The sequence below is a fragment of the Micromonospora desertarenae genome, from assembly GCF_056150265.1.
On sequence record NZ_JAXCFQ010000023.1, the window covers coordinates 1 to 26,028 of the forward strand.

The window sequence follows — 26,028 nt, forward strand, 5'->3', positions numbered from 1 at the left end:
GCCGTGCTACCTGCGGGTCTACGCGAAGTTCGGCGCCCAGGAGAAGCTGACCAACCCGGTGCGCAACTACAACTGCGCTCCCTGAGCCGGGACGCCGGGGGGGGGGGGGGCCCCCCCCCGCCCCCCCCCCCCCCCCCCGCCGCCGACCTCAGGCCAGGCCGATCCGTTCCAGGCGGGCAGAGGCGGAGCCGAGCCAGGTGTGCGGGTTGCCGTACCAGCACCAGCCCAGCTTCGGTGCGCCCTGGCTGATCCAGATCGCCGGCACCCGCTTGTCGCCGCAGCGCGAGCCGACCAGCGAGAAGCACTTGTTCTTCGCCAGTGCCGCCGGGTACAGCGTGACGAAGGCCAGCCCCTCGTCGATGGTGAGCGGCAGCCGGTCCTGGGCGGTGATCACCTCCATCGCGTCCGCCGGGGCCAGGTTCAGCGTCTCCTCGCCCCGGTCGACGTCGAAGAGCAGGTACGCCGGGCCCTCGGGCACCTCCAGTTCCTTGATCGGGTCGAACTTCGGCAGGTCGTCCTCGGTGTAGTGCCGGTCGAGGACGCCGGGCTTGCGCTTGCCGGCCAGCGTGGTGAGCGCCAGCCGCTCCTCGACCGGCACCAGGTCGCGGGTGACCACCAGCAGGAACGGCACCCGTGCCTCGGTGGGCTCGGGCAGGCCCGCCGCGCCGGTGACGGCCGCCGCCCGCAGCGGGGCGACCAGTGCCCGGAAGGCGTCCTCGGTCAGGTTGGCGAGTGCCGGGTAGCCCAGGTCCACCAGGCGGTCGAGTTGGCGGTCGAATTCGGTCGCGGCGTCGAACAAGGCGGCCTCCATTCTCGTACGGAGTACGGTACAGCGTACGACATCCTGCTTCTATTCCCGCCCGCCAGCGGTTGCTGCAACCCTCTGCCGGGACTCGTCCGTCCTCAGGTCATGAAGGTCATCCGGAAGCGGATCGGTGTGCCCCTCGCGGTTCTCCTCGGCCTGGCCCTGACCGGCGAGGTCGCCGTGATCGGTGCGCGCCCGACCGTCGTCGGCGGTGGGCCGCTGCCCGTCACCACGCCGGTCGTCAGCCCTCGGCCGGCGGACGCCCCGACGCCCGTCCCCACCGCCCTGCCGGGCTCCGCACGTGCGCGACGGGTGGCGGTGACGGGGCGGCGGCTGGTCGTGCTGGTGCGCCAGGCGCTGCGTGCGGAGTTCCCGGACGCGGTGTGGGGCGCGAGCCCGGCGCACTCGGTGCGCACAGGGCGGGACGGCCGCACGACATCGGTACAGGTCGGCGCGCCGCTGGTGCACCAGGGCCGCCGGGGCGAACTCCGGGTGCGGGTCAGCTTCGGGCCACCGAGCTTCGACTGGTCCTGCCGGTCCGCCGACCGGCGCACGGGCGCGCTCTGCGACGAGTCTCCGGCTCCCGACGGCACCCGGACGAAGGTCCAGACGAGCGTCGGACGGGACGGCTCGGTCCGGCACCGGGTCGACGTCGAGTTGCCCGAGCACGGCCGGCTCCGGTTGGACGTGCACAACGGCTCCGGGGCGGTGCCACCCGCCGCGGACGCCCCGCTGCTGATGGAGGAGGCCCAGGCGGTGGCCCTCGACGTCGCCGCCCGGATCGGACCCTGACCCGCCGCGATCCAGGCCGGTCCGGTCCAACCTCGCCGCGCGATCGCTGCGTCGTACCGCCGTGACGGTCAGCGAAGGGGAACAGCGCCGTGAAGCGGGCCCCTCAGTGCGAGCGTCAGCAACATGGTGGGGGTCGACGAGCAGGCCGTCGCGGCCGGAGACGCCGCTCTCCGCCGGACAGTTGACGGCGCTGGCGGTGCGGATCGCCGAGCAGATCAGGGCCTGACAGCGGGCCCGCCGGCGGGCGGGACTGGGGCCGGGGTCACCGGTTCCAGTCCTGCTTCGCCGCCCGTACCAGCTTGTCCTTCAGCTCCCGGGTGTGCCGGCGGCTCACCGGTAGCTCGGTCGAGTCGATCACCACGACGTACCCGGAGTTGACCAGCCGCAGCTCGGCGATCAGCTTGAGCTGCACCAGGTACGACCGGTGGATCCGGACGAAACCGGCATCCGCCCAGCGCTCGGCCAGGGTGGCCAGCGACACCCGGACCAGGTGGGAGCCGTCGGCGGTGTGCAGCCGGGCGTAGTCGCCCTGCGCCTCCACCCAGCGCACCGCCGAGCGGGGCAGCATCCGGGTGGTGCCGGCCAGCTCGATCGGGATGGTCGGGTCCTCCTCGGCCCGGGCCAGCGCGGCCGGGTGCGAGGGCACCACCCGGGAGCCGATCACCCGGCGCAGCGACTCGGCCAGCCGCTCGGCCCGCACCGGCTTGCGGACGTAGTCGGTGGCGCCCAGGTCGAACGCGTCCACCGCGCCGTCGTCGTACGCGGTGACGAAGACGATCGCCGGCGGCCGGGCGAACCGGCGCAGCACCCGGGCCAGCTCCATGCCGTCCAGCCCGGGCATCCGGATGTCCAGGAAGACCACGTCCACGTCGCCGTCGCGGAGCACCCGCAGCGCCTCGGTGGCGTCGCCGGCGGTGTGCAGCCGGGCCACCCGGGGGTCCGACCGCAGGTGGTACGCCAGCTCGTCGAGCGCCGGCGGCTCGTCGTCGACGGCCAGCACCCGGAGGAACCCGGTCGCGTTCACGAGCCCGCCCGGACGCCCGGGTGGAACTTCGGCACCCGCATGCTCACCTTCGTACCCGAGCCGAGCCCGGTCTCGACGACCAGGCCGAAGCCGTCCCCGAAGACCGACCGGAGCCGCTCGTCGACGTTGGAGAGGCCGACGTGCTGGCCCGGGTCGTCGCCCGGGTCACCGGCCGCCAACTCGGCGATGCCGGCGGTCAGCGTGGCCGGATCCATCCCCACCCCGTCGTCCTCCACCGTGATGTGGCACTCGGCGCCCGCGTCCCGGGCCTCGATGCTCACCATGCCCGTGCCGGGCTTGCGGGACAACCCGTGCCGGACGGCATTCTCCACCAGCGGTTGCAGGCAGAGGAACGGCAGCGTCACCGGCAGCACCTCCGGGGCGATCTGGAGCCGCACCTGGAGCCGGTCGCCGAACCGGGCCCGCTCGATGGTCAGGTAGCGGTCGATCGAGCGCAGCTCCTCGGCCAGCGTGGTGAACTCGCCGTGCGCCCGGAACGAGTAGCGGGTGAACTCGGCGAACTCCAGGATCAGCTCGCGCGCCCGCTCCGGGTCGGTGCGGACGAACGAGCCGATCGCGGTCAGCGCGTTGTAGATGAAGTGCGGGCTGATCTGGGCCCGCAGCGCCCGGATCTCGGCCCGGGCCAGCCGCTCCCGGGACGAGTCCAGCTCGGCGAGCGCGAGCTGGTTGCCGGCCCAGTGCGCGGTCTCCAGGGTGGCCTGCACCAGCCCGGGCGCGGGCGCGCCGTCGGCGATCGCGAGCAGCGCGCCGACCACCCGCCCGTCCGGTCCGGCCAGCGGCGCCACCACCGCGCCGCGGACCGGGCAGTCGACCCGGTCGCAGTGCAGCTCGGAGTCGCCGAGCACGGTCGAGCGTCCGGCCGCCACCGCCCGCCGGGCCGCCGCGAGCAGTTGCTCGCCGTGGTGCCCGCCCCGCCCGTCCAGGGCGAGCAGCTCCGCCCGGTCGGTCAGCGCCAGCCCGACCGCGCCCACCAGGGCGCGCAGATGGCGTACGGCCTTCGCCGCGTTCGCCGCGCTGAGCCCGGCCCGCAGCGGCTCGGCGGCCAGCCCGGCGGTGTGCAGCACCTCGTAGGTGGCCCGCTGGGTGGCGGTGGCGATGCCCCGCCGGCCGCGCAGCCGGACCACCGCGAACAGGGCCGCGGCCAGCGCGGTGACCAGCGAGACGACGCCGAAGACGGCGGAGAGGTTGCCACCCACGCCCAGATCCTGTCGGCTCCGGGCCCGGACGCCAAGAGGTCAGTAGGCGCCCTTGCGGGCGAGCACCACGCCGACCGTGCGCCACAGGATGCTCAGGTCGTAGGCCAGCGACCAGTTGTCGACGTAGTAGAGGTCGAGCCGGACCGCCTCGTCCCAGGACAGGTCGGAGCGGCCGGAGACCTGCCAGAGCCCCGTCATGCCGGGACGCACCAGCAGCCGGCGGCGCACGTCGCCGAGGAAGTCGCCGTCGTCGGCGGGCAGCGGACGCGGCCCGACCAGCGACATCTCGCCCCAGAGCACGTTGATCAGCTGTGGCAGCTCGTCGAGCGAGGTGGCCCGCAGGAAGCGGCCCACCGGGAAGACCCGGGGGTCCTGCTTCATCTTGAACAGCATGCCGTCGGTCTCGTTCTGGTCGACCAGGCTGGCCAGCCGCTCCTCGGCGTCGACGTACATGGTCCGGAACTTCCACACCCGGAAGGTGCGGCCCTCGTGGCCCACCCGCGGCTGGCGGAAGAAGACCGGCCCCGGGTCGGAGATCCGGATCGCGATGGCGATGGCCACGAAGACCGGGATCAGCAGCAGCAGCCCGAGCCCGGCGGCCACCCGGTCCATCAGGTTCTTGGCCAGCAGCGCCGGCCCGGACAGGGTCGGCTCCTCGACGTGCAGCAGCGGCAGGCCCTCGATCGGGCGGATGTGCACCCGGGGGCCGGCGATGTCGGTCAGCTGCGGCGCCACGACCAGGTCGACGCCGGAGCCCTCCAGCTGCCAGGCCAGCCGGCGCAGCTCGCCCGGCTCGGCGCTGGCCGAGCCGCAGACCGCGATGGTGTCGCCGCCGACCTCGCGGACCAGGGCGAGCACGTCGCGGCCGGCGTACACCGGGACCGGGGTCTGCATGCCCCGGGCGGCCGCGTAGCCGTCGGTGACGTGGATGGCGACCGGCATCAGCCCGGCCGCCGGGTTGCGGGTGACCGCTGTGTAGACCTCGAGGCACTCCGGCAGGGTGCCGATCAGCACCATCCGGTGCCCCGCCTGGCCGATGTTGCGCCGGACCACGTGCAGCACGAAGCGGCAGAGGATCCGGTTCAGCAGGATCAGCATCAACGCCGCGAGCAGGGCGGTGCCGACGGTGTACCGGGACAGGTCGGTCTTGGTGGCGAAGGCCAGGAAGGAGACCGTGGCGGCCACCGCCACCCCGGCCCGGATCACCCGCTTGAACTCGTCCGGCCCGAGGCCCAGGTAGCGCCGGTCGTAGGCGCGGTTGCCCCAGAGGATCACCACCCAGCCGAGCGGCAGCAGCAGGAAGGCCACCGTGTGGAACCAGGTCGGGTCCTGCTCGGCGTTGTAGAAGCCGGCCCGGGACTGGTCGAACGCCTGGATGGCGATCAGGCTGGCCACAGCCGCCGCCGCGAAGTCGAGCAGCAGGAGCAGGGCGATGTAGGGGCGGTGCCAGCGCGACACCCGGCGGCGGGCCCGGGCCCACGCCGAACGCGGTACGCCGTTGTGGGACGGCGGCGCCGGCGGCTGGATCTCGAAGCTGTCGACGTGCCGCACGAGTTTGCTCCGGCCTTCGTTGGTTACCGGGCGCTGGAGGCTTGTCGTCACCTCACCCATGTCCTCCCGCATGACACGTGCCGCTCACTCGCCGTGAGGGCCCGGGTCGCCCACCGTCCCAGTCTCCCACGCGGCACCGACCCGGACGCCGACCCGGAGGACATTGCGCCTGGCTGGTGCGGCTGGGATCTGGCCGGCTCCGTGCCCTTTGGAAGCCGGGGACCGAGCCACTATACCGATGGATGGCCGCCCTGGAAGAGAGCCGGACCGGAGGTTCGGCGATCGGAGTCCGATTCCTCTCCGTAACCACGGCGTGGTGTTACTCACCGTACAAGCCGGGACAACCGTCGGTCCGCGAGCGGCTTGCCGCCGGTCTGGCAGGTCGGGCAGTACTGGAGGCTGGAGTCGGCGAAGGAGACCTCCCGGACGGTGCCCCCGCAGACCGGGCAGGGCTGCCCGGTACGGGCGTGGACCTTCAGCCCGGAGCGCTTCTCGCCCTTCAGTTCCGCCGCCTTCTGCCCCAGCGACCGGCGTACGGCGTCGCCGAGCACCTGCCGGGTGGCCTCGTGCAGCGCGGCCAGTTGCTCGTCGGTCAGCCGGTCGGTGATCGCGAACGGGGACAGCTTCGCCGCGTGCAGGATCTCGTCGGAGTACGCGTTGCCGACCCCGGCGAGCACCGCCTGGTCGGTCAGCACCCCCTTGACCTGGCCCCGGCGGCTGCGCATCCGGGCGCTGAAGGTGGCCAGGTCGGCGGCGAGCGCGTCCGGGCCGAGCTTGGCCACCCCGGGTACCGTCGCCGGGTCGGTGACCAGGTAGACGGCGAGTTTCTTCTGGGTGCCCGCCTCGGTGAGGTCGAAGCCGGAGCCGTCGTCGAGGCGTACCCGCAGCGCGATCGGGCCCTTGCCGGGGCGCAGCGGCGCCGCGGAGGGGAAGCTCTCCCGGTAGTGCAGCCAGCCCGCCCGGGCCAGGTGGACCACCAGGTGCAGGTCGCCGTCGAGCACCACGTCGAGGAACTTGCCGTGCCGGCCGGCGTCCAGCACCGCGCGCCCGGCCGCCGCGGTCGGCGCCGGGTCGTACGTCTTCAGGGCGCTGATCGCGGCGACCTCCAGCCGGTCGACACGCCGCCCCACCGCGCGCTCGCGCAGGTAGCCCGCGAGCGCCTCAACCTCCGGGAGTTCGGGCATCAGCCAACGGTAGCCTTCTTTCCCGTGAGAATCGTGGTGGCGCACAACCGGTACCGGGAAGCCCAGCCGTCCGGGGAGAACACCATCGTCGACGCGGAGATCGCCCAGCTCACCGCGGCGGGCGTCGAGGTGCTGCCGTTCCTGCGCAGCTCGGACGAGATCCCGACGATGCCGAAGACGGCCAAGGCGCTGCTGCCGATCTCCCCGATCTACGCGCCCCGGGCCCAGCAGGAGCTGAGCCGGTTGATCACCGAGCACCGGCCGGACGTGCTGCACCTGCACAACCCGTACCCGCTGCTCTCGCCGTGGATCGTGCGGACCGCGCACCGGCACGGCGTGCCGGTGGTGCAGACGGTGCACAACTACCGCCAGGTCTGCTCCTCCGGGCTCTACTTCCGGGACGGGATGATCTGCCAGGACTGCCGGGGCCGGGCCCTGGGGGTGCCGGCGATCGTGCATCGCTGCTACCGGGGCTCCCGGGCGCAGAGCGCCCTGATGGCCACCACGCTGGCCGTGCACCGGGGCACCTGGCGCTCGGTGGACCGGTTCGTCGCGCTCACCTCGGCGGTCGCCGACCACCTGCGCGACTACGGCATCCCGGCGGAGCGGATCGTGGTCAAGCCGAACGGCATCCCCGACCCGGGCCGGCCCGCGCCGCTCGGCGAGGGCTTCCTCTTCCTCGGCCGGCTCTCCCCCGAGAAGGGGCTGGACCTGCTGCTGGACGCGTGGCGGCGGCACCCGGACGGCGCCCTCGGCCCACTGCGGGTGGCCGGTGACGGCGAGCTGCGCCCGCTGGTCGAGGCGGCGGCCGCCGAGCGGGCCGACGTCACCTTCCTGGGCCCGCTGGACCGTGCCGGGGTGCGCGCCGCGCTGGAGTCCAGCGCCGTGGTGCTGGCCACCTCGACCTGGCACGACGTGCTGCCCACGGTGATCATCGAGGCGCTGGCCGCCGGCCGGCCGGTGCTCGGCACCGCCCTCGGCGGCATCCCCTACCTGGTCGGCGCGGACACCCCCCGGGAGCCGGCCGGCACCGGGCCGGCGGCGGTGGCCTCCGCCGTCGCGGGCGACGGGATGGCCACCCTGCCGTCGGGCGTGGTCGCGGGCGAGGCGGGCTGGGTGGTGCCGCCGGAGCCGGCCGCCCTGGCCGCCGCGCTGCCGCTGGCCCGGGCGGGCGCCGGGACGCTGTCGGCCGCCGCCCGCGCCCGCTACGAGCGGACCTTCCACCCCGACGTGGTCACCAAGCAGCTCATCGACATCTACGCCGGGGTCATCCGCACCGGAACGCCCGTCGACCGCTGACCCCCACCCTCCCAGCCCGTCCCGCCTGCCCCGCCGTCCCGTCTGCGCCGCCGTCCCGCCCGCCCGTCTGCTCCCCCCGGCCCGCCTCCTCGGCCAGCCCGGCTGGGCTCAGCCCTCGCTGCCTCCAGCCCGCCGGCTGCCACCCGCCCGTCATTCGAAACCGACGTTCCACTCACTGGGATGGCGGAAGATCTTGGTAGGAAACGGCCCCTATAGGGGCCACTTGCTACCAAGATCTCTCGGCGCGGGGCGCGGGGCGCGGGGCGCGGGGCGCGGGGTCAGCGGAGGGAGGCGCGGGCCGAGAAGGCGATGCTGGCCAGCAGGAAACCCCCGTTGACCACGGTGAAGGCGACCACCACCCAGAACGCCAGGGCGGGGGCGAGCAGCAGCACCAGCGCGGCCACGAAGATCACCGCGCCGTAGTCGCGGACCAGCTTCACCAGGCGTACCGGCAGCGAGGTCGAGGTGACCATGCTGGCCGCGTTCGGACCGGCCTGCATGACCGAGGTGACCAGGTTGACCATCCAGGTGCCGGCGAAGGCCGCGACCAGCCAGGTGGGCGTCGACGGCTGCTGCGCCACGGCCGTGGCCGCCAACGCGGCGACCAGGGCGATCTGGGCGGCCACGTCGCAGAGCACGTCGACCCGGGCGCCGGCCGCGCTGCCCTGCCCGGTCACCCGGGCCAGCTGACCGTCCGCGCAGTCCAGGGCGTACGCCACCTGCCAGCCGACCAGCGCGAGCAGCCCGACCACCCAGGCCGGTGTGTCCCCGTCGGCGACCGGCCCGGCGAGCGCCACCACGGTCACCGAGGTGGCCAGGCCGAGCACCAGGTTGGTCATGGTCAGCGCGGTGGGCGGCAGCCCGAGCCGCTGGGCGACGAGCGCGAAGACCGCGCCCAGCCACTGGCTGATCGATTCGCTGAACAGGCCGCCACCGCGGTTGACCCGGTGGAAGTCGGCGACGGTGGGGCGGGGCTCAGCCAAGCTGGTCGCGGATTGCACCGGCGTAGTCTGCCAGCCGTTCCCGCGTCTCGGTAGGCGTCATCGCGAGGTGTTCGAGGATGGTGTAGCGGTCCGGCCGGGTGGCCGGCGCGAACTGCACCGCCTCGGTGAACTGCTCGTCGGTCAGCCCCAGCTCGGCCGGCGTGGTGGCCAGACCGTGCCGGTGCAGGCAGCGGGCGAGCCGACCGAACCGGTCCAGATCTCCGCGCAGGAAGGTGCAGAACAGGGCACCGAGCCCGACCTGCTCGCCGTGCGAGCCGGTGCCGGGATAGAGCCGGTCGATCGCGTGGGAGATCTCGTGGTCGCCACCGCTGGCCGGGCGGGTCGACCCGCACACCGAGCTGGCGATCCCGCCCAGGATCAGCGCCTCGGCCAACGTGGTGAGGAAGCCGTCGTCGGTGATCTTGCCGGGGTGGTTGAGCAGGGCCTCGGCGCCGGTGCGGGCCAGGGTGACGGCGAGCCCGTCGATCGGCTCGCCGCGTACCTCGTGGGCGAGTTCCCAGTCGGCGCAGGCGTTCAGGTTGCTCACCGCGTCGCCGATGCCGGCCTGGGTCTGCCGGTCCGGGCCGGTCTCCACGAAGTCGAGGTCGACCATTACCGCGATCGGGATGTGCACCCCGTAGGAGCCCTTGCCGCCCTCGTGGTCGAGCGAGGCGGTGGGTGAGGCGATGCCGTCGTTGGCCAGGCTGGTCGCCACGGTCACCATCGGGATGCCGTACCGGGTGGCCGCGTACTTGGCGGTGTCGATGGTCTTGCCGCCGCCGATGCCGACCACCGCGTCGTACTGGCGGCGGCGCAGCCGGTCGCCGAGTTCGTTGGCGGCGTCGATGGTGCCGCCCGCGACCGTGAACACGTCGGCCGCGCCGAGCGACGGCCGGCACAGCTCGACGATCTTCTCGCCCTGGCCGGGACCGACCACCACGGCGACGTCGCCACCGGCGGAGATCCGCCGGTCGGCCAGGAGCGGGCCCAGGTCGGCCACCGCCCCCCGCCGGACCTCGATGGCCAGCGGGGTGTTGACCGTACGGGCTAGTAGCGGCACGCGATCTCCCGCGCCCGGGCCAGGTCGGCGTGGTTGTCCACCTCGACCCAGGAGACGTCCCCGATCGGCGCGGCCCGCACCTCGCCGCCCCGGTCGGCGAACTCCTGGTAGCCGTCCTCGTAGTAGAGGTTCGGGTCCCGCCGCCAGGTGGCCTCCAGCGCGTCGGCCAGGGCGTCGGCCACCTGCGGCTCGATCAGCGTCGCGCCGATGTACTCGCCGTACGCCTCGCCCGGGTCCATGATCTTGGTGATCCGGGTGAGCTGGCCGGCCGCGTCGAAGGTGGTCTTCATCTCCTCCTCGGCCAGCGCCTTGATCGTGTCGACGGCGAGCAGGATGCCCGGCCCGCGCTCGGCCAGCAGCGTCTTCTCCACGCTCACCGGGTGCACGGTGTCGCCGTTGACCAGCAGCACGCCCCGGGAGAAGTGCTCCCGGGCCAGCCAGAGCGAGTAGGCGTTGTTCCACTCCTCGGCCTTGTCGTTGTGCACCAGGGTGAGCGTGACGCCGTACCGCTTCTCCAGGTCGGCCTGCCGCTCGCGGACCGCGTCCGCCGCGTAGCCGACCACGATCACGATCTCGGTGAGCCCCACCTCGGCGAGGTTGCGCAGCGCGATGTCCAGGATGGTGGTCTCACCGTCCACCGGCACCAGCGCCTTGGGCAGGGTGTCGGTGTACGGGCGCAGCCGGCGCCCCGCCCCGGCCGCGAGCACCATCCCGATCATTGAGGCGTCCTCCCTCGTACGACTCCCGGTCACCGGTGGAGGATAGCGCTGCGTGACAGGCCGACCGTGGCCAACCGGGCAGCGGCGGCCGGCCCGGGGGCGTCCGGACGCCCGGTCAGCCGGGCAGTGCCGCGAGGTCGGCGAGCATGGTCAGCCGCTCCTCGGCGGTGAGCACCAGGTACGGCGGGGCGGCCCGGCGGTCGGTCTCCAGCTCGATGGCGAGCCGCTCAGGTCCGGCCGGCAGGGCGGCCACGCTCGACGCGGTGTGCCCCGCTGCGGTCCACGCGGCGGCGTGCGCGTCGGCCCGGTGGTAGCGCAGCGTGCCGAGCCGGTTGAGCAGCAGCACGCCGGGCGGGGTGCCGTCCGGCTCGTACGGCGGCGCCATCGCGCCGAACGCCGCGCCCGTGCCGTCCCCCTCCTCCTCGGCGTGGACCAGCGCGTACGTCAGCAGCCGGCCGAGCGCCTCCACCAACCGGGCCACCCGCTCCTCGTGCCCGGCCCAGAGTTCCCCGGTGACCTGCGCGTGCACCTGCCACAGCTCGGCGAGGAAGGCCGCGCCCCGGTCGGTGGCGGAGAGCCCGCCGTCCGGCCGGCGGTGGATCATCCCGTACGCGACCTGTTTGTCCAGCGCCCGCTGGCAGGCGGCCGGGTCGCGGTAGCGGGTGACCGCGGCGAACCCCGCCCCGTCCACGCTGCCGCCGGGCACGGCGAGCCGGGTGCGGAACTCCACCAGGAACCCGGTCGCGGCCGGCCCGCCGTAGCGCTGGCTGAGCTCGGCGCCGCCGCCGTCGCGGCCGGCCAGCATGGCGGCGACGAAGACCCGGTCGACCGCCGGGGCCACCAGCCCGGCGAACCGGTGCGGCGGCAGCTCGACGGCGTCGCTCACAGACCGATCGAGCGCAGGGCGGCGAAGGCCTCCTCGGCGATCCGCCGGATCAGGCCGTCGTTGACGTCGCGGTGCTCGTCGAGCACGGCCAGCTCGTCGGCGCGCAGCCAGCGGAACTCGGTGTGCTTGCCCGCCTCCAGCCGGGGCCGGGACAGGTCGCCGTCGACCCGGACCAGCCAGTCGCTCTCCACCCGGGGCAGGCCGTCGTCGCCGACGTAGCGGTACTCGCCGACCGGGCCGAGCACGTGCGAGACGGTCCAGCCGGTCTCCTCGGTCACCTCGCGGCGCAGCGCGTCGTCGACGTCCTCGCCGGGCTCCAGGTGACCCCCGACGATGTCCCAGCAGTTGGGAAAGAGACGCCGGTCGGCGGACCGCCGCTGGAAGAAGAGGCGGCCGTCGTCGTCGACGATCAGGGCGCCGGCGCAGCGCAGGGGCTCGGTGGACACGCCACGACAGTAGCGAGCGGTCGGGCCTGGCGGCGATGCCCGGTCTTGTCCCGGAAACATCCGGGGTCCACGATGTCCGTACCGGGTGCCACCGTCCCACAGGGGTGATGCGTGATGCAGGTTCGGGAAGCGATGTCCAGCGAGGTTCTCGTGGTCGGCCCGGAGCACACGCTCCGTCAGGCGGCCCGGATGATGACGGCCCGCGGCGTCGGGTCGGCGGTCGTGATCGACCCGGACTCCGAAGGGGTCGGGATCATGACGGAACGTGACGTGTTGAAGGCCATCGGGGCCGGGCTGGACTGCGACGTCGAGCGCACCGGTGAGCACCTGACCTGGGACGTCGTCTACGCCGGACCGGACTGGACGGTGGAGGAGGCGGCCGCCGCGATGGCCCGGGGCGGCTTCCGGCACCTGGTGGTGCTCGACGGTCGGGAGGTGGCCGGGGTCATCTCGGTCCGGGACATCATGCGGGTCTGGGCCGGCAGCCGGATGGTCGCCACCGGCTGAGCCGCGGCTCCGCCCGGCGGGCGCCCCGCCGGGCGGCGCGGGGCCGTTCCCGGTCCGCGCAGCACGACCCGCTCGGCCTTCCGGTCCGACTTGCCGACCACCGGTTGACGCAGGTCACCCGACCCGGTGGCTCAGGATGCGGACATCGCCGTGCCGTCGGCGCGCACCCCGCCGCCGCCCGTACGCTGAACAGCCATGACCGCCGAGCAGCTGATCTCCTTCGCCCGTGGCGCTCCCTCGCTGGACATCGTCGATGTCGAGGGGCTCAAGGCCGCCGCCGTCCGCGCCTTCGACGCCGACCCCGCCGGGGTGACGGCGTACGGCACCTCCGTCGGCTACCTCCCGCTGCGTGAGTGGATCGCCGCGAAGCACGGGGTGCGGCCCGAGCAGGTGCTGGTCACCAACGGCTCGTTGCAGGCCGACGCGTTCCTCTTCGACCACCTGGTCCGGCCCGGCGACGCGGTGGTGGTCGAGCGGCCGACCTACGACCGGACCCTGCTCAACCTCAAGCGGATGGGCAGCGAGCTGCACGGGATCACCATCCAGCCGGACGGGCTGGACACCGCCGAGCTGCGCAAGCTGCTGGAGTCCGGGGTGCGCCCCCGGCTGGCCCACGTCATCCCGAACTACCAGAACCCGGCCGGCGTGACGCTCTCCCTGGAGAAGCGCCGCGAGCTGCTCGACCTCGCCGCCGAGTACGGGTTCACCATCTTCGAGGACGACCCGTACGCCGACATCCGGTTCCGGGGCGAGCCGCTGCCGTCGATGCTGTCGCTGGACACCCGCGGGGTCGTGGTGCACGCGTCCAGCTTCACCAAGACCGTCTGCCCCGGCGTGCGGGTCGGCTACCTGGTCGGGCCGGCTGACCTGATCGCCGACATCGCCAAGAACGCGACCAGCCTCTACATCTCGCCCGGCATGGTCTCCGAGGCGATCGTCCACCAGTTCTGCGTCTCCGGTGACATCGACCGCTCGATCGAGACCGTCCGCGCCGCGCTGGGCGAGCGGGCCCGGGTGCTCGCCGAGTCGCTGCGCCGGCACATCCCGGAGGCCCGGTTCGTGGAGCCGGACGGCGGCTACTTCCTCTGGATCGAGCTGCCCGAGGACGTGCTGGTCGACCGGCTCGCCCCGGCCGCCGCCGAGCGCGGGGTGGCCGTGGTCAAGGGCAGCGACTTCGTCGTCGAGGGCGGGCAGCACGCCCTCCGCCTGGCGTTCTCGGCGGTCACCGCCGACCGGATCGACGAGGGTGTCCGGCGGCTGGCCGAGGCAGTCGCGGCCGTCCGGGGCTGAATTCTGTCGGGTTTCCGACAATAAAGCGATACCGGCCGTCCCGGGACTCCCGCCGGGGCGGCCGGCGGCCCACAATGCTGCGAGCGTCACTCACCACCTGTAGCGGAGTCCGGTCTCGCGCAGCGCCCCCGCGCCCACCGGCGCGTACGCGGGCCACCCGAGCCGCCGTCACGGTGAGTGGCGTGACCAGCACAACCCCCGCCCCCAAAGGGTGCCGGGTGGGCCGTGTCGTCCCTCACCCCCCGATGCGACCCGGCCCGCCCGGCGCCACCCCCGCACCTGATCGTCACGGGCGGTGACGGGCGCGGCGGCGTAACCTGCAAGCCGCAGCGGAGCGTGGGAAGGGGGGCACGATGACGGACCGTGTCGAGCGGGTGGCACCGCCGAGCGCTGGCCGGGTGCTCAAGCCCCGGGCCTGGGTGGCGCCGGTACGGGCGATGGCCCGCCGCCGCAGCGCCGACGACTCCCGGGACACCGCCCCGCCCAGCGGCCCCGGCCGCAGCGCCGTGGTCGACTGCGCGCTCTACGTCGACGGCCGGCGGCAGCCCGGCGACTGGGACTACGCCGAGGCGCTCCACGCCGCCCGCGAGGCGGAGCACGGCTTCGTCTGGCTCGGCCTGCACGAACCGTCGCTGGACGAGATGACCGCCATCGCCGCCACCTACGGGCTGCACGAGCTGGCAGTCGAGGACGCGGTCAAGGCCCAGCAGCGTCCCAAGCTGGAACTCTTCAACGAGGTCAGCTTCCTGGTGCTGCGCACCGCCCGGTACTGCGAGCACGCCGAGCTGACCGAGACCTCCGAGGTGGTCGAGACCGGCCAGGTGATGCTCTTCATCGGGCCGAACTTCCTGGTCAGCGTCCGGCACGGGGACGCCTGCCGGCTCTCGCCCGTCCGGGCCGACCTGGAGACCAAGCAGGAACTGCTGCTCCAGGGCCCGTGGGCGGTCGCGTACGCGATCACCGACCGGGTGGTGGACCTCTACCTGGAGGTGGCCGACCGGCTGGAGGACGACCTCGACACGCTGGAGGCCGAGGTGTTCGACCGCCAGGCCAGCGGCCGGATCCAGCGGATCTACCAGATGAAGCGGGAGCTGGTGGAGTTCAAGCGGGCGGTGACCCCGCTGCAACGGCCGCTGATGACGCTCACCTCGCAGATGAACCGGGACGTGCCCAAGGAGGTGCGCCGCTACTTCCGGGACGTGCAGGACCACCTCAGCCGCACCGTCGAGCAGGTCAACTCCTACGACGACCTGCTCAACTCGATCCTCCAGGCGCGGCTGGCCCAGGTGACGGTCGACCAGAACAACGACATGCGCAAGATCGCCGCATGGGCGGCCATCGCCGCGGTCTGGACCGCCATCGCCGGCATCTACGGCATGAACTTCGACGTCATGCCCGAGCTGCGGATGACGTACGGCTATCCGGTCGTGCTCGCGCTGATGCTCGCCATCTCGCTCGCGCTCTACCGCTGGTTCCGCCGCAACGGCTGGCTCTGACCGCCCGCCGTCGGGCCTCGCCTGCCCGACGCGCGCCCGCCGTAAGCCGGGCCCGGGGCCCGGACGCGGAAGCGCCGGCGTCACGGGGTGACCCCCGCCTCGCCGGCGCCTCCCGCGGCCCTCCGGTCCGCGGCGCCCTGACCCGCGGGTCAGCGGCGCCCGTTGGTCCGGGCGGTGTTCTTGCCCAGCGCCTTGCTCAGGTCGTCCGCCGGCCGGCCGGAGACGTCCCGGGCACCCTCGGCCACCGAGGGGACCTTCTCGGTCGCCTGGATGGTCGGCTGTACCCCGGGCGAGGTGGTGGAGGCGCTGTCGCCGCCGGCCACCGCCGAGCTGCCGGCCCCGGTCGGGCCGCCGGCCACGCCCGAGCCGCTGGACATGGTGGACGCGTCGGTCACCCCGCTGCCGCCGCCGGAGCGGGTCTTCACCTCGATGGTGTCGACCTCGTCGCGCATCGGCTCCAGCGTGCGGGTCGGGTCGTACTCGGCCCACTCCTGCTGTTCCCGGCGCCGGCGCATGGCCATCGCGCCGGCCAGGCCCGCCACCGCGCCCGCGGCGAGCAGACCGGTCATCATGGACCCGCGACGGCGGGGCTGCTTCTTCTTTCCAGTGATCCGCATGTTCTTCGCCTTGGCCTTCCTGGTCATCGAGCCCGCCTGGCCGGCACCGTCACGAGCGACCGCCGCCAGCGGCGCGAGCGTGGTGAGCGTGGTCCCCCAGCCGGTCGCGGCCCGGTCACGCACCTTCGCCGCCGTCGGCGCGACGAAGCCCCGGGCCGCCTGGACCCGCGGGCCGACGCTCGCGCCGGCGCCCTTCGCGGCATGGTTGGCCGCCTGCATCAGGTGGCTGATGCTCTGGTTCAGCTCGGCCCTGGCGAGCTGCCCCTGGGACTTACGCCGCCCGATTCCAAACACGGTCCCACCTCCTGGGAGTTGTTCCTCCGTCATCCTCCACCTTCGGATGCCTCCGCATGGCCAGATCGGGCACATGGGAGGATCCGCATGGAACTGACCGACAAGTGAGGAGTACCCGTGGCCGAGGCTGTCTACGCCACCCTGCACACCAACGCCGGCCCGATCCGGCTGGAGCTCTTCCCCAACCACGCGCCGAAGACCGTCCGCAACTTCGTCGAGCTGGCCCAGGGCAAGCGCGAATACATCGACCCGCGTACCGGCCAGCCGGGCAGCGGTCCGTACTACGACGGCACCATCTCGCACCGGGTGATCGCCGGTTTCATGATCCAGATGGGCGACCCGACCGGCACCGGTCGCGGCGGGCCGGGCTACAAGTTCGCCGACGAGTTCCACCCGGAGCTGCGCTTCGACCGGCCGTACCTGCTGGCGATGGCGAACGCCGGGCCGGGCACCAACGGCTCGCAGTTCTTCATCACCGTCTCGCCGACGCCGCACCTGAACAACCGGCACACCATCTTCGGCCAGGTCGCCGACGAGGCGTCGGCGAAGGTCGTGGACACCATCGCCAACACCCCGACCGGTCCGAGCGACCGGCCGCTGCAGGACGTGGTCATCGAGCGGGTCGAGATCGAGGGCGGCGAGGGCTGAGCCCCGGCGAGGTACCTTTGCTCGCATGACTGAGCGCTCCGGAGGGCGGGGCCGGACGGGCCCGGACGGAAGGTCGGCGCGGTGAGCGAGTCGCCACCGACCACCCCGGTCTGCTACCGGCACCCGGGCCGGCAGACCTACGTCCGGTGCACCCGCTGCGACCGGCCGATCTGCCCGGACTGCATGCGGGAGGCGTCGGTCGGGCACCAGTGCCCGGAGTGCGTCAACGAGGGACGCCGTAGCGTGCGGCCGGCGCGTACCGCCTTCGGTGGCGGTGCCGCCGGCCGGCACGGCTACGTGACCAAGGCGCTGATCGCGCTGAACGTGCTGCTGATGCTGCTCTCCATCGCCTCCGACCGGGGCGGGGACGCCGCCCTCGGCGGTTCCGGCTTCGGTGGCCTGCTGGGCGGCAGCACCCCGCTCACCGACTGGGGGTCGGTGCTGGGCGGGGCGATCTTCCCGGACGGCACGGTCGGCGGCATCGCCGAGGGCCAGTGGTACCGCCTGCTCACCGCGATGTTCCTGCACTTCGGCGTGGTCCACCTGCTGCTGAACATGTGGGCGCTCTGGGTGCTCGGCCGGTCGCTGGAGGCCAACCTCGGGCCGCTGCGCTTCCTGTCGCTCTACCTGGTCGCCGGGTTCGGCGGGAACGTCGCCGCCTACCTGTTCAGCGAGCCGAACGTGACCACCGCCGGCGCCTCCACGGCCATCTTCGGGCTCTTCGCCGCGCTCATCGTGATCGAACGCAAGATGGGCCGGGACATCTCCCAGGTCATCCCGATCCTGGTGATCAACCTGGTCTTCACGCTGACGGTGCCGGGCATCTCCATCCCGGGGCACCTGGGCGGCCTGGTGGTCGGCGCGGCGATGGCGCTGGTGCTGGCGTACGCCCCGCGGTCGCGGCGCTCGCTGGTGCAACTCGCCGGCGGCGCGATCCTGGTGCTGGCGCTGCTCGGCCTGGCGCTGGTCCGCACCGCCGCCCTGGTCGGCTGACCGGCGGCTCGGCCCGCCGCGCCACCTCGGCCCGGCGGGCGGACGCGGGCCGCTCGGCCGGCGGGTGGATCGCGGGCCGCTCAGCCGGCGGGTGGATCGCGGGCCGCTCAGCCGGCGGGGCGGGCGGCGTGCAGCGCCTCGGCCACCTCGGCCGGCTCGGCGCCCAGGTCGGAGCGGCCGAACAGGTGCAGCGACTCGCCGGCGTCGATCTCCAGCACCTCGTTGGCCAGGCCCAGCCGGCCCCGGCGAGCTACGGTGATCGCCTCCACCGCGGCCCAGGGCAGCCGGCGGTGCCCGGCATAACCCTGGATCACCGTGACGCCCTCCGGGTCGACGGCGAGCCGGACCGGGGCGACCACGTCGCGCAGCGCCCAGCCGAGCAGCCCGGCCGCGGCCAGCCCGGCGAGCACCAGTTGGACCGGGTCACCCCCGGCGAGGAGCAGCCCGAGCGCCACCAGCGCGAGCGCGCCGACGGCCTTCAGCGCCGGTAGCGCGGCGGGCACCCGCCACTGCCCGGAGGACTCTGCTGGCATGCGCCCAGCATGCCAGCGCACCCGGGGGCGGACGACCACCGCACCGAGGACGTAGACTCGGGACCGAGCCAAGTTACCGGGGAGTAGACATGAGTGACGCGGTTATCGTCGGCGCCGTACGCACCCCGGTGGGGCGACGCAAGGGCAGCCTGGCCACGGTGCACCCGGTGGACCTGTCGGCGCACGTGCTGCGCGCCCTGGCCGAGCGCACCGGCATCGACCCGGGGCAGGTCGACGACGTGGTCTGGGGCTGCGTGTCGCAGGTCGGCGAGCAGTCCTGGAACATCGCCCGCAACGGCGTGCTGGCCGCCGGCTGGCCGGAGTCGGTGCCCGGCACCACGCTCGACCGGCAGTGCGGCTCCAGCCAGCAGGCGCTGCACTTCGCCGCGGCCACCGTGCTCTCCGGCCAGGCCGACCTGGTGGTCGCCGGTGGCGTCGAGTCGATGACCCGGGTGCCGATGGGCTCCAGCGTGGCCGGCGGGATGCCCTTCAGCGACCAGGTGCGCGACCGCTACCGGGGCGTGGAGGGCTTCGCCGACGAGTCCCCGCTGCCGTTCAACCAGGGCGTCGGGGCCGAGCTGATCGCCCAGCGCTGGCGCTTCTCCCGCACCCAGCTCGACGAGTACGCGCTGGCCAGCCACGAGAAGGCGGCCGCCGCGCAGGACGCCGGCGCGTTCGACGCCGAACTCGCCCCGGTGGCCCTGGCCGACGGTGGCAAGTTCGCCGCCGACGAGGGCATCCGGCGGGACACCTCGCTGGCCAAGCTCGGCGAGCTGGCCACCCCGTTCCGGCCCGACGGCGTGGTCACCGCCGGCTCCGCCTCGCAGATCTCCGACGGCGCGGCGGCGCTGGCGGTCACCACCTCCGAGTGGGCCAGCCAGCACGGCCTGCGCCCGCTGGCCCGGATCCACACCGCCGTGGTCGCCGCCGACGACCCGGTCACCATGCTCACCGCGCCGATCCCGGCCACCGCGAAGGCGCTGCGCCGCGCCGGGCTGGGCATCGAGGAGATCGGGGTGTACGAGGTGAACGAGGCGTTCGCCCCGGTGCCGCTGGCCTGGCTGGCGGAGACCGAGGCCGACCCGGAGCGGCTGAACCCGCGCGGCGGCGCGATCGCGCTGGGCCACCCGCTGGGCGCGTCCGGCGCCCGGATCATGACCACGATGCTCGCCCACATGCGCGACAACGGCATCCGCTACGGCCTGCAGACGATGTGCGAGGGCGGCGGCATGGCCAACGCCACCATCGTCGAGCTGCTCTGACCCCACCGTCCCGGCCGGTCGCCCGATCCGGCGGCCGGCCCGCGCACTCCCGGTCGGGCGACAGCGGGACGCGGCCTGACCGGACGGCGACCACGGGTACGAACTGGACAGTGGCCGGTCGGGCGGGGATGATCCGAACGCGGCGTGCGGGGGCGGGTGCCGACCCGCCGGTTCCGCCGCCTTCCCGCCCCGTCGTCAGATCGGGAGACCCTTGACGCTCCTCGCCAGCCGGCTCGCCCTGCGCCGTGCCGCCCGACGGGTCCTCGCCGTGGCCGCGGTGGCCACGCTGCTCGCCGGCGCCGCCGTGGTCGACCGGCCCGCCCCGGCCACCGCCGCCGGCTACACCGGCCCGCACCCGGGCACCTTCACCGGCCTGGGCTTCGACACCTGCGCGGCACCGTCGAACGCGGCGATGAAGGCCTGGCTCCAGTCGCCGTACCGGGCGGTGGGCATCTACATCGGCGGGGTCAACCGGGGCTGCGCCCAGGCCAACCTGACCAAGGAGTGGGTCAGCACCCAGCAGGCCGCCGGCTGGCGGTTCTTCCCGCTCTACGTCGGACTCCAGGCGCCCTGCTCCAGCTACCAGCGCCGGATCGACCCCGCCCGGGCCGCGACCCAGGGCCGCGAGGCGGCCGACGACGCGGCGACCAGCGCGCGGAACCTCGGACTCGCGGCGCGGAGCACGATCATCCTGGACCTGGAGCGCTACCCGGCCGGCGACGCCACGTGCACCGGCGCGGTCGACACCTTCGTGAGCGCCTGGACCGGCCGGCTGCACGAGCACGGGTTCCTGGCCGGCGTGTACACCTCGGTCGAGTCCGCCGGCCTCCGTGACCAGGTGGCCGCCTACGCGCGGCCCGGCTACGCCCGCCCGGATCTGATCGACTTCGCCCGCTGGGACGGCATCCAGACGGTGTCGGACGAGGCCATTCCCGCGTCCTACTGGCCGAAGCGCCGGATGAAGCAGTACCGCGGCGACCATCACGAGACCTGGGGCGGGGTCCGGATCAACATCGACAGCAACTACCTGGAACTCGAGCAGCCGGCGTACGCGGTCCGTACGGCGCAGCCGCAGCTGCGCAGGTACGGCACCCTGTCCGGGACGCTCCGCCGGTTGACGCCGGTGCGGTGACCGCCGCGGCCGCCGCCGTCGCACAGGCGGTGCGACGCGGCGTCGTGGAACTTCCAAAATCCTCCTGTGAGCCGCGTCACTGCGGGATGGCCGTCGTTGGGCAGGGCATGGACGTGTTCTCCCGTACGTTCCTCCCGGCCGCCGCCGAGGCCGGACTGGCGGCGCAGACCGTCGCCCGGCACATGCCGGTCTTCCGTGGCTGCGTCGGATCCGGCGACGCGACCATCCTGGTCGGCCGGTGCAACCGTCCCGACCGCCCGATGGCCGGCGAGTACCTGCTGCTGCTGACCCACCGCCGGCTGGTCGTCACCCAGCAGACCCGGGTGCTGCACCGGCTGCGCCTGCACCTCAACACCGAACTGCGCGAGCTGAGCAACGTCACCTGGAGCCCGGACCCCCGGCTGCACTCGGTCGAACTGGCCGCCACCGCTATCGACGGGGTCCGCGAGCGGTTCGTCATCCGTACCCAGCACCCGAAGCAGGTGTGGCAGCTCGACGCCCTGCTCAACCACGCCTTCCGGACCCGGCTGCGCAGTGCCCGGGAGCGGATCGTGGCGACCATCGGCGAGGCACCGGCCACCGCGCGACCGGCCACCCTCCGCCCCGCCACGGTCCGCTGAGCACCGGCCGGGGCGGCCCGCCCCGGCGTCTCCTTACCGAATCCGAACATCCGCCGGCGTCCGTACCGCCGCCGGTGTCGGCAATCATGGGCCGGTGACCGCCGACGCCCAACCGCGCGGGCTCGTCCTCGTGGTCGAGGACGAGCCGGCCATCGCCGACCTGGTCCGGCGCTACCTCAGCCGGGACGGCTTCGGCGTACACCTGGAGCGGGACGGGACGGCGGGGCTGGCCGCCGCCCGCCGGCTGCGCCCGGTGGCCTGTGTGCTCGACATCGCGCTGCCCGGCCTGACCGGCACCGAGATCTGCCGGCGGCTGCGCGAGGCGGGCGACTGGACCCCGGTCATCTTCCTCACCGCCCGCGACGACGAGGTCGACCGGGTCGTCGGCCTGGAACTGGGCGCGGACGACTACGTCACCAAGCCGTTCAGCCCGCGCGAACTGGTCGCCCGGGTGCGGGCGGTGCTGCGCCGCACGGCCGGGCCGCCCGAGGTGGACCGGCCGCGGGTGGTCGGCCGGGTGACCCTCGACCCGGTCCGCCGGACGGTCGCCGTCGCGGGCGCCCCGGTCCAGCTGACCAGCACGGAGTTCGACCTGCTCGCGCACCTGATGGCCCGCCCGGGCCGGGTGTTCACCCGGGAGGAGCTGCTGGCCGCGGTCTGGGGCTACGCCGCGCACGCCGGCACCCGGACCGTCGACGTGCACGTGGCGCAGGTCCGGGCCAAGCTCGGCGCGGCCAGCGTGATCCGGACCCACCGGGGCGTGGGGTACGCCGCCGATGACTGAGCCGACCCTCGCGCTGCCGGTGGTCGGCCCGCCGCCGGCCCCGCCGCGCCGCCGGTTCGGCCGTACGCTGACCGCCCGCGCGGTGCTGGTCACCTGCGCGGTCGCCCTGGTCTCGGTGCTGGTCACCGCGATCGTCGCGGTGCCGCTGGCGGTGCGGGGCGTGGAACGGCGGGACCAGGAGGCGCTGGCCGCCCAGGCCCGGCTGGCCGCCGAGGTGCTGCGTCCCCGGCTGGCCACCGGCCGCACCGCCGACGAGGAGCGGCTGCTCCGCCAGCTGCGGGCGCAGGGCATCGACGCGTACCTGATCCGGCGGGGTGTGCCGGACCGGGCCGGGCTGCCGCCCCGGGTGGTGCAGCGGGTCGCCGAGGGGCGCAACGTCTCGACCCGACGGCCGGTCGACGGGCGGCGCACCCTGGTCGAGGGGCGCGCGTTGCCGGGCGGCAACGGGGTGGTGCTGACCCGCCGGGTCAACGCACCGTGGCGGCAGGTGCTGCCCGGCCTCTGGCTCCCGCTGCTCGCCGGGCTCGGCGCCGGGGTGGTCGCCGGGCTGCTGCTCGCCCGCCGGCTGGCCCGGCCCGTCCGGCGGGCCGCCGAGGCCGCCGCGCGGCTGCGCGCCGGGGACCGGACGGTACGGGTGCCGGTGGAACCGCCGGAGGAGACGGCCGACCTGGCGTACGCGCTGAACGGGCTGGCCGCCGCGCTGGCCACCAGCGAGGGCCGGCAGCGGGAGTTCCTGCTCTCCGTCTCGCACGAGCTGCGCACCCCGCTGACCGCGATCCGCGGGTACGCCGAGGCGCTGGCCGACGGGGTGATCCCGGCGGACGAGGCGGCCGGCACCGGGCGGACCCTGCTCGCCGAGGCGGAACACCTGGACCGCCTGGTCAGCGACCTGCTGGCGCTGGCCCGGCTGGAGGCGGCCGACTTCCCGCTGGAACCGGCGCCGGTCGACCTGACCCGGCTGGCCGTCGACGCGGAGCGGACCTGGGCCGGGCGCTGCGCGGCGGTCGGGGTGTCCTTCCGGGTCGAGGTGCCGGACCGGCCGGTGCCCGCGTACACCGACCCGGGCCGGATCCGGCAGGTGGTCGACGGGCTGCTGGAGAACGCGCTGCGGGTCGTACCGCCGGGGGCGCCGGTGGTGCTCGCGGTCCGGCCGGTGGGCGCGGACCCGGCCGCCGGCGGGGTGGTCGAGGTCCGCGACGGCGGGCCCGGCTTCACCGACGACGACCTGGCGGTGGCCTTCGAGCGCGGCGCGCTGCACCAGCGGTACCGCGGGGTGCGCAAGGTGGGCAGCGGACTGGGGCTGGCGCTCGCCGCCGGCCTGGTCCGCCGGCTCGGTGGGGAGATCTCGGCGGGGCACGCCCCGGAGGGCGGCGCCGCCTTCACGGTCCGGCTGCCGCCGGATCCTTACCCGGCCCGAACATCGGCCTGACGCTCCGCTCGCCGACGCGGGGCAGGCTGGCAGCACCACGGACGAGAGGAAGACTCATGGCACGTTGGGGAATCGCCACCACCACCCTGCTCGCGGCCGTCGCGCTGGGCGTCGGCGGGTGCGGCGCCGACCAGGTGGGCGGCCAGCCGGTCCGGGAGACCTCCGTCGAGGTGGCCGCGGCGATGGGCGCGGAGGGCCAGGCGCTCGCCGCGCTCGGCTTCGACGCGGGCGACCTGGACGTCGACGCCCTGGCCGCGCCCGCCTCGCCGGCGGCCTCGCCGTCCGCGACCGGGGCGAAGCCGCGGCGCGAGCGCGGCGAGGAGGGGCGCGAGCGCCGCAAGGCCCGGGTGCTGCTGCGCCGCAACATGCTGCACGGCGAGGCCGTGGTGCGGACCAAGGACGGTACGAAGACGGTCGCCGTGCAGCGCGGCGAGGTGACCGCCATCGACGCCGACTCGATGACCGTGAAGTCCACCGACGGCTTCACCATGACCTGGACCTTCGGCGACAAGCTGCGCGTCGTGGAGCGCCGCACCACTATCCAGTCGACCGACGTCACGGTCGGCACCACGGTCGGCGTGGCCGGCGCCAAGGAGGGCGACGGCGGCCTGGCCCGTCTGATCGTCGTGCCGGCCCGCCAGAAGTAGGCCCCCCGCAGCCCGGCCAGCGTCGGCGCACGTTCAGCGAAAGAGTGGCCATTCCGCGGGAAATGGCCACTCTTTCGCTGTACGCGCAGGCGTGGGGATCAGTACACCCGGGAGCCGATGAAGTCGTCGTGCCCGTAGCCGACCGGGTTGGCGAAGGTGCGGGACTCGAACGACCACTGCTGGCGGGTGCTCGACGAGCAGGTGGCCAGCCGCAGCCGCGGGCTGCCCAGCAAGGGGCTGTCGAACGCCAGGCAGAGGTTGGTGTTGCCGGCCGCCTTGATTTGGTTGCCGGCGAGCACGAACTTCTGGTTCGCGCCGCCGTGGCAGTCGTAGATGTTGACGGCCGTGCCGGCGCTCAGCGTGCCGCCGGCCACGTCCAGGCAGCGGTCGTGGGAGAGCTCGGAGTGCAGCGACTGCCGGGTCGGGTCGTACCAGAAGCCCTGGTTACGCCCGCCGTGGCAGCCGTACGACTGCTGCGGGGTGCTGTTGCGCGAGTCGTACCCCTTGCCGTCCACGCAGGTGCCGGTGGCCACGTTGCGCAGCTGCTTGAACTCGAACAGCCCCGGGTAGAGCGCGCCGCTGCCGGTGCTGGCCGGGTCGACGCAGGTGGCCCGCTGCTGACCGGAGTTCCAGAACTGGGTGATGCACTGGGCGAACATGCCGTGCCCCCGGTAGTTCGGGTGGAACGACTGCCGCGCCGCGTTCTCGTCCCAGATGCCGACCTCGATGTAGAGGCCCCGGACCGCTGTGTTGTCGGTGCACACCTCGTGGCCGTGGAAGAGCCGGCTGGCGTCCAGGTAGCGGGTGCCGGTGTTGGTGGCCGCCGCCCGGATGGCCGCCTCGAACAGCGGCACCGCCTTGTTCCGGGCGAACGCCGCGTCGGCCAGGTAGAGCAGGCAGCCGCCGCCGTACCAGCCGGGGAAGTTCGGGTTGTCCTCCACGTCCGGGCTGCCCGGGCTCGGGTACGACATGAGCACCAGCTCGTAGTCCGAGCGCAGGTAACCGGCGTTGGTCATGGTCCGCCGGATGTCGGTGAGCGCGTCCTCCACCGCTCGCCGGCTGCCGTCGGTGCGGACCGTCCACTGGTCGGTGTAGGTGGGGTAGCACGGGCCCTGGAAGAAGACCCGGCGGATGGTGCAGTCGGTGGCGACCGGGCCGAACTGGATAGTGCCGTCGCCGTTCGCGCCGACCACCACCCAGATCAGCTTGAGGTGCGTGTTCCGCGCCTTGATCGCCAGGTGGTCGCCCTGGTTCAGCTCGTTGTGCTGGGTCGGCCCGCCCCGGATCAGGTTCCACGGGGTCGCCCCGGAGCAGGCGATGTTGTACTTCTCGTCGGCGGCGATGCCGGTGCGGAACACCGCCTGGTCGTACGAGCGGTCGCACCAGTTGCCGGGTTCGTGGGTGCCGGGGACGTAGTTGCCCACCCCCTCACCCGAGATCTCGCTGTCGCCCATGGTGATCAGCGCGGTGCGGCGCTGTTCGATCGGGCGGATGGCGGGCGTGCCGTAGAGCGCGGTGGCCTCGGCGGCACGGATCGCCTCCAGGTTGGCGGGGAGCGGCTGGATGGCCGGGCGGTCCGCCGCGGAGGCGGGGGTGGCCGGACCGGCGAGCATCGGCAGGACGAGAGCGGCGGCGAAGACGGCGGTGAGGCTCCGTCGTCGGGTCGCACGTTCGCGCCTGGCAGGGGAACCAAGCATCGACGCACTCCTTTCGCCTCGATCGTTGGGTGTCGATCGAGTTACCGGAAGGTAACGCGCGTGACGCAGGTATGTGAATACGGTTCGGAATCCTTGCGCGCGGTGTGCCGAAC

Annotated in this window: 26 protein-coding genes; 13 read left to right on the top strand and 13 right to left on the bottom strand. The window is 73.9% G+C overall.

Annotation, left to right across the window (positions count from 1 at the left end; genetic code table 11):
• Positions 1-148 precede the first annotated feature (148 nt).
• Positions 149-811: a DUF5701 family protein gene (locus tag SM577_RS30740; protein WP_474588618.1), complete on the bottom strand. Its 663-nt coding sequence runs from the start codon at positions 809-811 to the stop codon at positions 149-151.
• Between the two features lie 99 nt (positions 812-910).
• On the opposite strand from SM577_RS30740, the gene SM577_RS30745 reads away from it, so the two are divergent.
• The gene (locus tag SM577_RS30745; RefSeq protein ID WP_302920462.1) at positions 911-1,597 is read left to right on the top strand and encodes a hypothetical protein; all 687 of its coding nucleotides are present in this window, start codon (positions 911-913) and stop codon (positions 1,595-1,597) included.
• A gap of 262 nt (positions 1,598-1,859) precedes the next feature.
• Here SM577_RS30745 and SM577_RS30750 read toward each other — a convergent pair whose 3' ends face one another.
• The 4 genes from SM577_RS30750 to SM577_RS30765 all read right to left on the bottom strand — a co-directional run bounded on the left by SM577_RS30750 (position 1,860) and on the right by SM577_RS30765 (position 6,573).
• On the bottom strand, positions 1,860-2,621 hold the full coding sequence (locus SM577_RS30750) for a LytR/AlgR family response regulator transcription factor (protein WP_302920463.1): 762 nt from the start codon (positions 2,619-2,621) through the stop codon (positions 1,860-1,862).
• Positions 2,618-3,838: a sensor histidine kinase gene (locus tag SM577_RS30755; RefSeq protein WP_474588619.1), complete on the bottom strand. Its 1,221-nt coding sequence runs from the start codon at positions 3,836-3,838 to the stop codon at positions 2,618-2,620. The genes SM577_RS30750 and SM577_RS30755 overlap by 4 nt, the downstream gene beginning before the upstream one ends.
• Before the next feature lie 39 nt (positions 3,839-3,877).
• Positions 3,878-5,449 carry a sugar transferase gene (locus tag SM577_RS30760; RefSeq protein ID WP_474588647.1) on the bottom strand — a complete coding sequence of 524 codons (1,572 nt, stop codon included), beginning with the start codon at positions 5,447-5,449 and terminating at the stop codon, positions 3,878-3,880.
• A 263-nt stretch (positions 5,450-5,712) separates the two neighbouring features.
• Complete coding sequence (locus SM577_RS30765) at positions 5,713-6,573, bottom strand: Fpg/Nei family DNA glycosylase (protein ID WP_474588620.1); 861 nt, start codon at positions 6,571-6,573, stop codon at positions 5,713-5,715.
• Between the two features lie 24 nt (positions 6,574-6,597).
• On the opposite strand from SM577_RS30765, the gene SM577_RS30770 reads away from it, so the two are divergent.
• On the top strand, positions 6,598-7,872 hold the full coding sequence (locus tag SM577_RS30770; RefSeq protein ID WP_474588621.1) for a glycosyltransferase family 4 protein: 1,275 nt from the start codon (positions 6,598-6,600) through the stop codon (positions 7,870-7,872).
• Between the two features lie 278 nt (positions 7,873-8,150).
• Here SM577_RS30770 and SM577_RS30775 read toward each other — a convergent pair whose 3' ends face one another.
• The 5 genes from SM577_RS30775 to SM577_RS30795 all read right to left on the bottom strand — a co-directional run bounded on the left by SM577_RS30775 (position 8,151) and on the right by SM577_RS30795 (position 11,966).
• Complete coding sequence (locus tag SM577_RS30775; RefSeq protein ID WP_474588622.1) at positions 8,151-8,873, bottom strand: CDP-alcohol phosphatidyltransferase family protein; 723 nt, start codon at positions 8,871-8,873, stop codon at positions 8,151-8,153.
• Positions 8,848-9,915 carry an iron-containing alcohol dehydrogenase family protein gene (locus tag SM577_RS30780; RefSeq protein WP_302920468.1) on the bottom strand — a complete coding sequence of 356 codons (1,068 nt, stop codon included), beginning with the start codon at positions 9,913-9,915 and terminating at the stop codon, positions 8,848-8,850. The genes SM577_RS30775 and SM577_RS30780 overlap by 26 nt, the downstream gene beginning before the upstream one ends.
• Positions 9,903-10,634: a phosphocholine cytidylyltransferase family protein gene (locus SM577_RS30785; protein WP_302920994.1), complete on the bottom strand. Its 732-nt coding sequence runs from the start codon at positions 10,632-10,634 to the stop codon at positions 9,903-9,905. The genes SM577_RS30780 and SM577_RS30785 overlap by 13 nt, the downstream gene beginning before the upstream one ends.
• Positions 10,635-10,749: 115 nt before the next feature.
• The gene (locus SM577_RS30790; protein WP_302920469.1) at positions 10,750-11,520 is read right to left on the bottom strand and encodes a hypothetical protein; all 771 of its coding nucleotides are present in this window, start codon (positions 11,518-11,520) and stop codon (positions 10,750-10,752) included.
• On the bottom strand, positions 11,517-11,966 hold the full coding sequence (locus tag SM577_RS30795) for an NUDIX domain-containing protein (RefSeq protein ID WP_302920470.1): 450 nt from the start codon (positions 11,964-11,966) through the stop codon (positions 11,517-11,519). The genes SM577_RS30790 and SM577_RS30795 overlap by 4 nt, the downstream gene beginning before the upstream one ends.
• Before the next feature lie 114 nt (positions 11,967-12,080).
• On the opposite strand from SM577_RS30795, the gene SM577_RS30800 reads away from it, so the two are divergent.
• The 3 genes from SM577_RS30800 to corA all read left to right on the top strand — a co-directional run bounded on the left by SM577_RS30800 (position 12,081) and on the right by corA (position 15,259).
• Positions 12,081-12,473: a CBS domain-containing protein gene (locus SM577_RS30800; protein WP_474588623.1), complete on the top strand. Its 393-nt coding sequence runs from the start codon at positions 12,081-12,083 to the stop codon at positions 12,471-12,473.
• Positions 12,474-12,668: 195 nt separating this feature from the next.
• Positions 12,669-13,763, top strand: a complete 1,095-nt coding sequence (locus SM577_RS30805; RefSeq protein ID WP_302920472.1) for an aminotransferase-like domain-containing protein — start codon at positions 12,669-12,671, stop codon at positions 13,761-13,763.
• Between the two features lie 353 nt (positions 13,764-14,116).
• The gene (corA, locus tag SM577_RS30810; RefSeq protein ID WP_474588624.1) at positions 14,117-15,259 is read left to right on the top strand and encodes a magnesium/cobalt transporter CorA; all 1,143 of its coding nucleotides are present in this window, start codon (positions 14,117-14,119) and stop codon (positions 15,257-15,259) included.
• A 149-nt stretch (positions 15,260-15,408) separates the two neighbouring features.
• Here corA and SM577_RS30815 read toward each other — a convergent pair whose 3' ends face one another.
• Positions 15,409-16,203: a hypothetical protein gene (locus tag SM577_RS30815; RefSeq protein WP_302920474.1), complete on the bottom strand. Its 795-nt coding sequence runs from the start codon at positions 16,201-16,203 to the stop codon at positions 15,409-15,411.
• Between the two features lie 84 nt (positions 16,204-16,287).
• Here SM577_RS30815 and SM577_RS30820 point away from each other — a divergent pair, with 84 nt between their 5' ends.
• Together SM577_RS30820 and SM577_RS30825 are read left to right on the top strand one after the other, a co-directional pair.
• Complete coding sequence (locus SM577_RS30820) at positions 16,288-16,818, top strand: peptidylprolyl isomerase (RefSeq protein ID WP_109898719.1); 531 nt, start codon at positions 16,288-16,290, stop codon at positions 16,816-16,818.
• Positions 16,819-16,899: 81 nt separating this feature from the next.
• Entirely contained in the window at positions 16,900-17,811 is a 912-nt protein-coding gene (locus tag SM577_RS30825; protein ID WP_302920475.1) for a rhomboid family intramembrane serine protease, read from the top strand.
• A 107-nt stretch (positions 17,812-17,918) separates the two neighbouring features.
• Here the strand turns inward: SM577_RS30825 and SM577_RS30830 are convergent, their stop codons facing one another.
• A complete protein-coding gene (locus SM577_RS30830) occupies positions 17,919-18,344 on the bottom strand; it encodes a PH domain-containing protein (RefSeq protein WP_474580241.1) in 426 nt (141 codons plus the stop codon).
• Between the two features lie 89 nt (positions 18,345-18,433).
• On the opposite strand from SM577_RS30830, the gene SM577_RS30835 reads away from it, so the two are divergent.
• From SM577_RS30835 to SM577_RS30860, 6 genes are all read left to right on the top strand, one after another.
• Positions 18,434-19,606 (top strand): thiolase family protein, encoded by a 1,173-nt coding sequence (locus SM577_RS30835; protein WP_474588625.1) that lies wholly within the window; start codon positions 18,434-18,436, stop codon positions 19,604-19,606.
• A 211-nt stretch (positions 19,607-19,817) separates the two neighbouring features.
• Positions 19,818-20,738, top strand: a complete 921-nt coding sequence (locus tag SM577_RS30840) for a DUF1906 domain-containing protein (protein WP_474580243.1) — start codon at positions 19,818-19,820, stop codon at positions 20,736-20,738.
• A 107-nt stretch (positions 20,739-20,845) separates the two neighbouring features.
• On the top strand, positions 20,846-21,358 hold the full coding sequence (locus SM577_RS30845) for a hypothetical protein (RefSeq protein WP_302920995.1): 513 nt from the start codon (positions 20,846-20,848) through the stop codon (positions 21,356-21,358).
• A 94-nt stretch (positions 21,359-21,452) separates the two neighbouring features.
• A complete protein-coding gene (locus SM577_RS30850) occupies positions 21,453-22,142 on the top strand; it encodes a response regulator (RefSeq protein WP_474588626.1) in 690 nt (229 codons plus the stop codon).
• Positions 22,135-23,571: a sensor histidine kinase gene (locus SM577_RS30855; RefSeq protein WP_474588627.1), complete on the top strand. Its 1,437-nt coding sequence runs from the start codon at positions 22,135-22,137 to the stop codon at positions 23,569-23,571. The genes SM577_RS30850 and SM577_RS30855 overlap by 8 nt, the downstream gene beginning before the upstream one ends.
• Before the next feature lie 56 nt (positions 23,572-23,627).
• Positions 23,628-24,218 carry a hypothetical protein gene (locus SM577_RS30860; protein WP_302920480.1) on the top strand — a complete coding sequence of 197 codons (591 nt, stop codon included), beginning with the start codon at positions 23,628-23,630 and terminating at the stop codon, positions 24,216-24,218.
• A 98-nt stretch (positions 24,219-24,316) separates the two neighbouring features.
• Here the strand turns inward: SM577_RS30860 and SM577_RS30865 are convergent, their stop codons facing one another.
• Entirely contained in the window at positions 24,317-25,915 is a 1,599-nt protein-coding gene (locus tag SM577_RS30865; protein ID WP_474588628.1) for a ricin-type beta-trefoil lectin domain protein, read from the bottom strand.
• Positions 25,916-26,028: the final 113 nt, after the last annotated feature.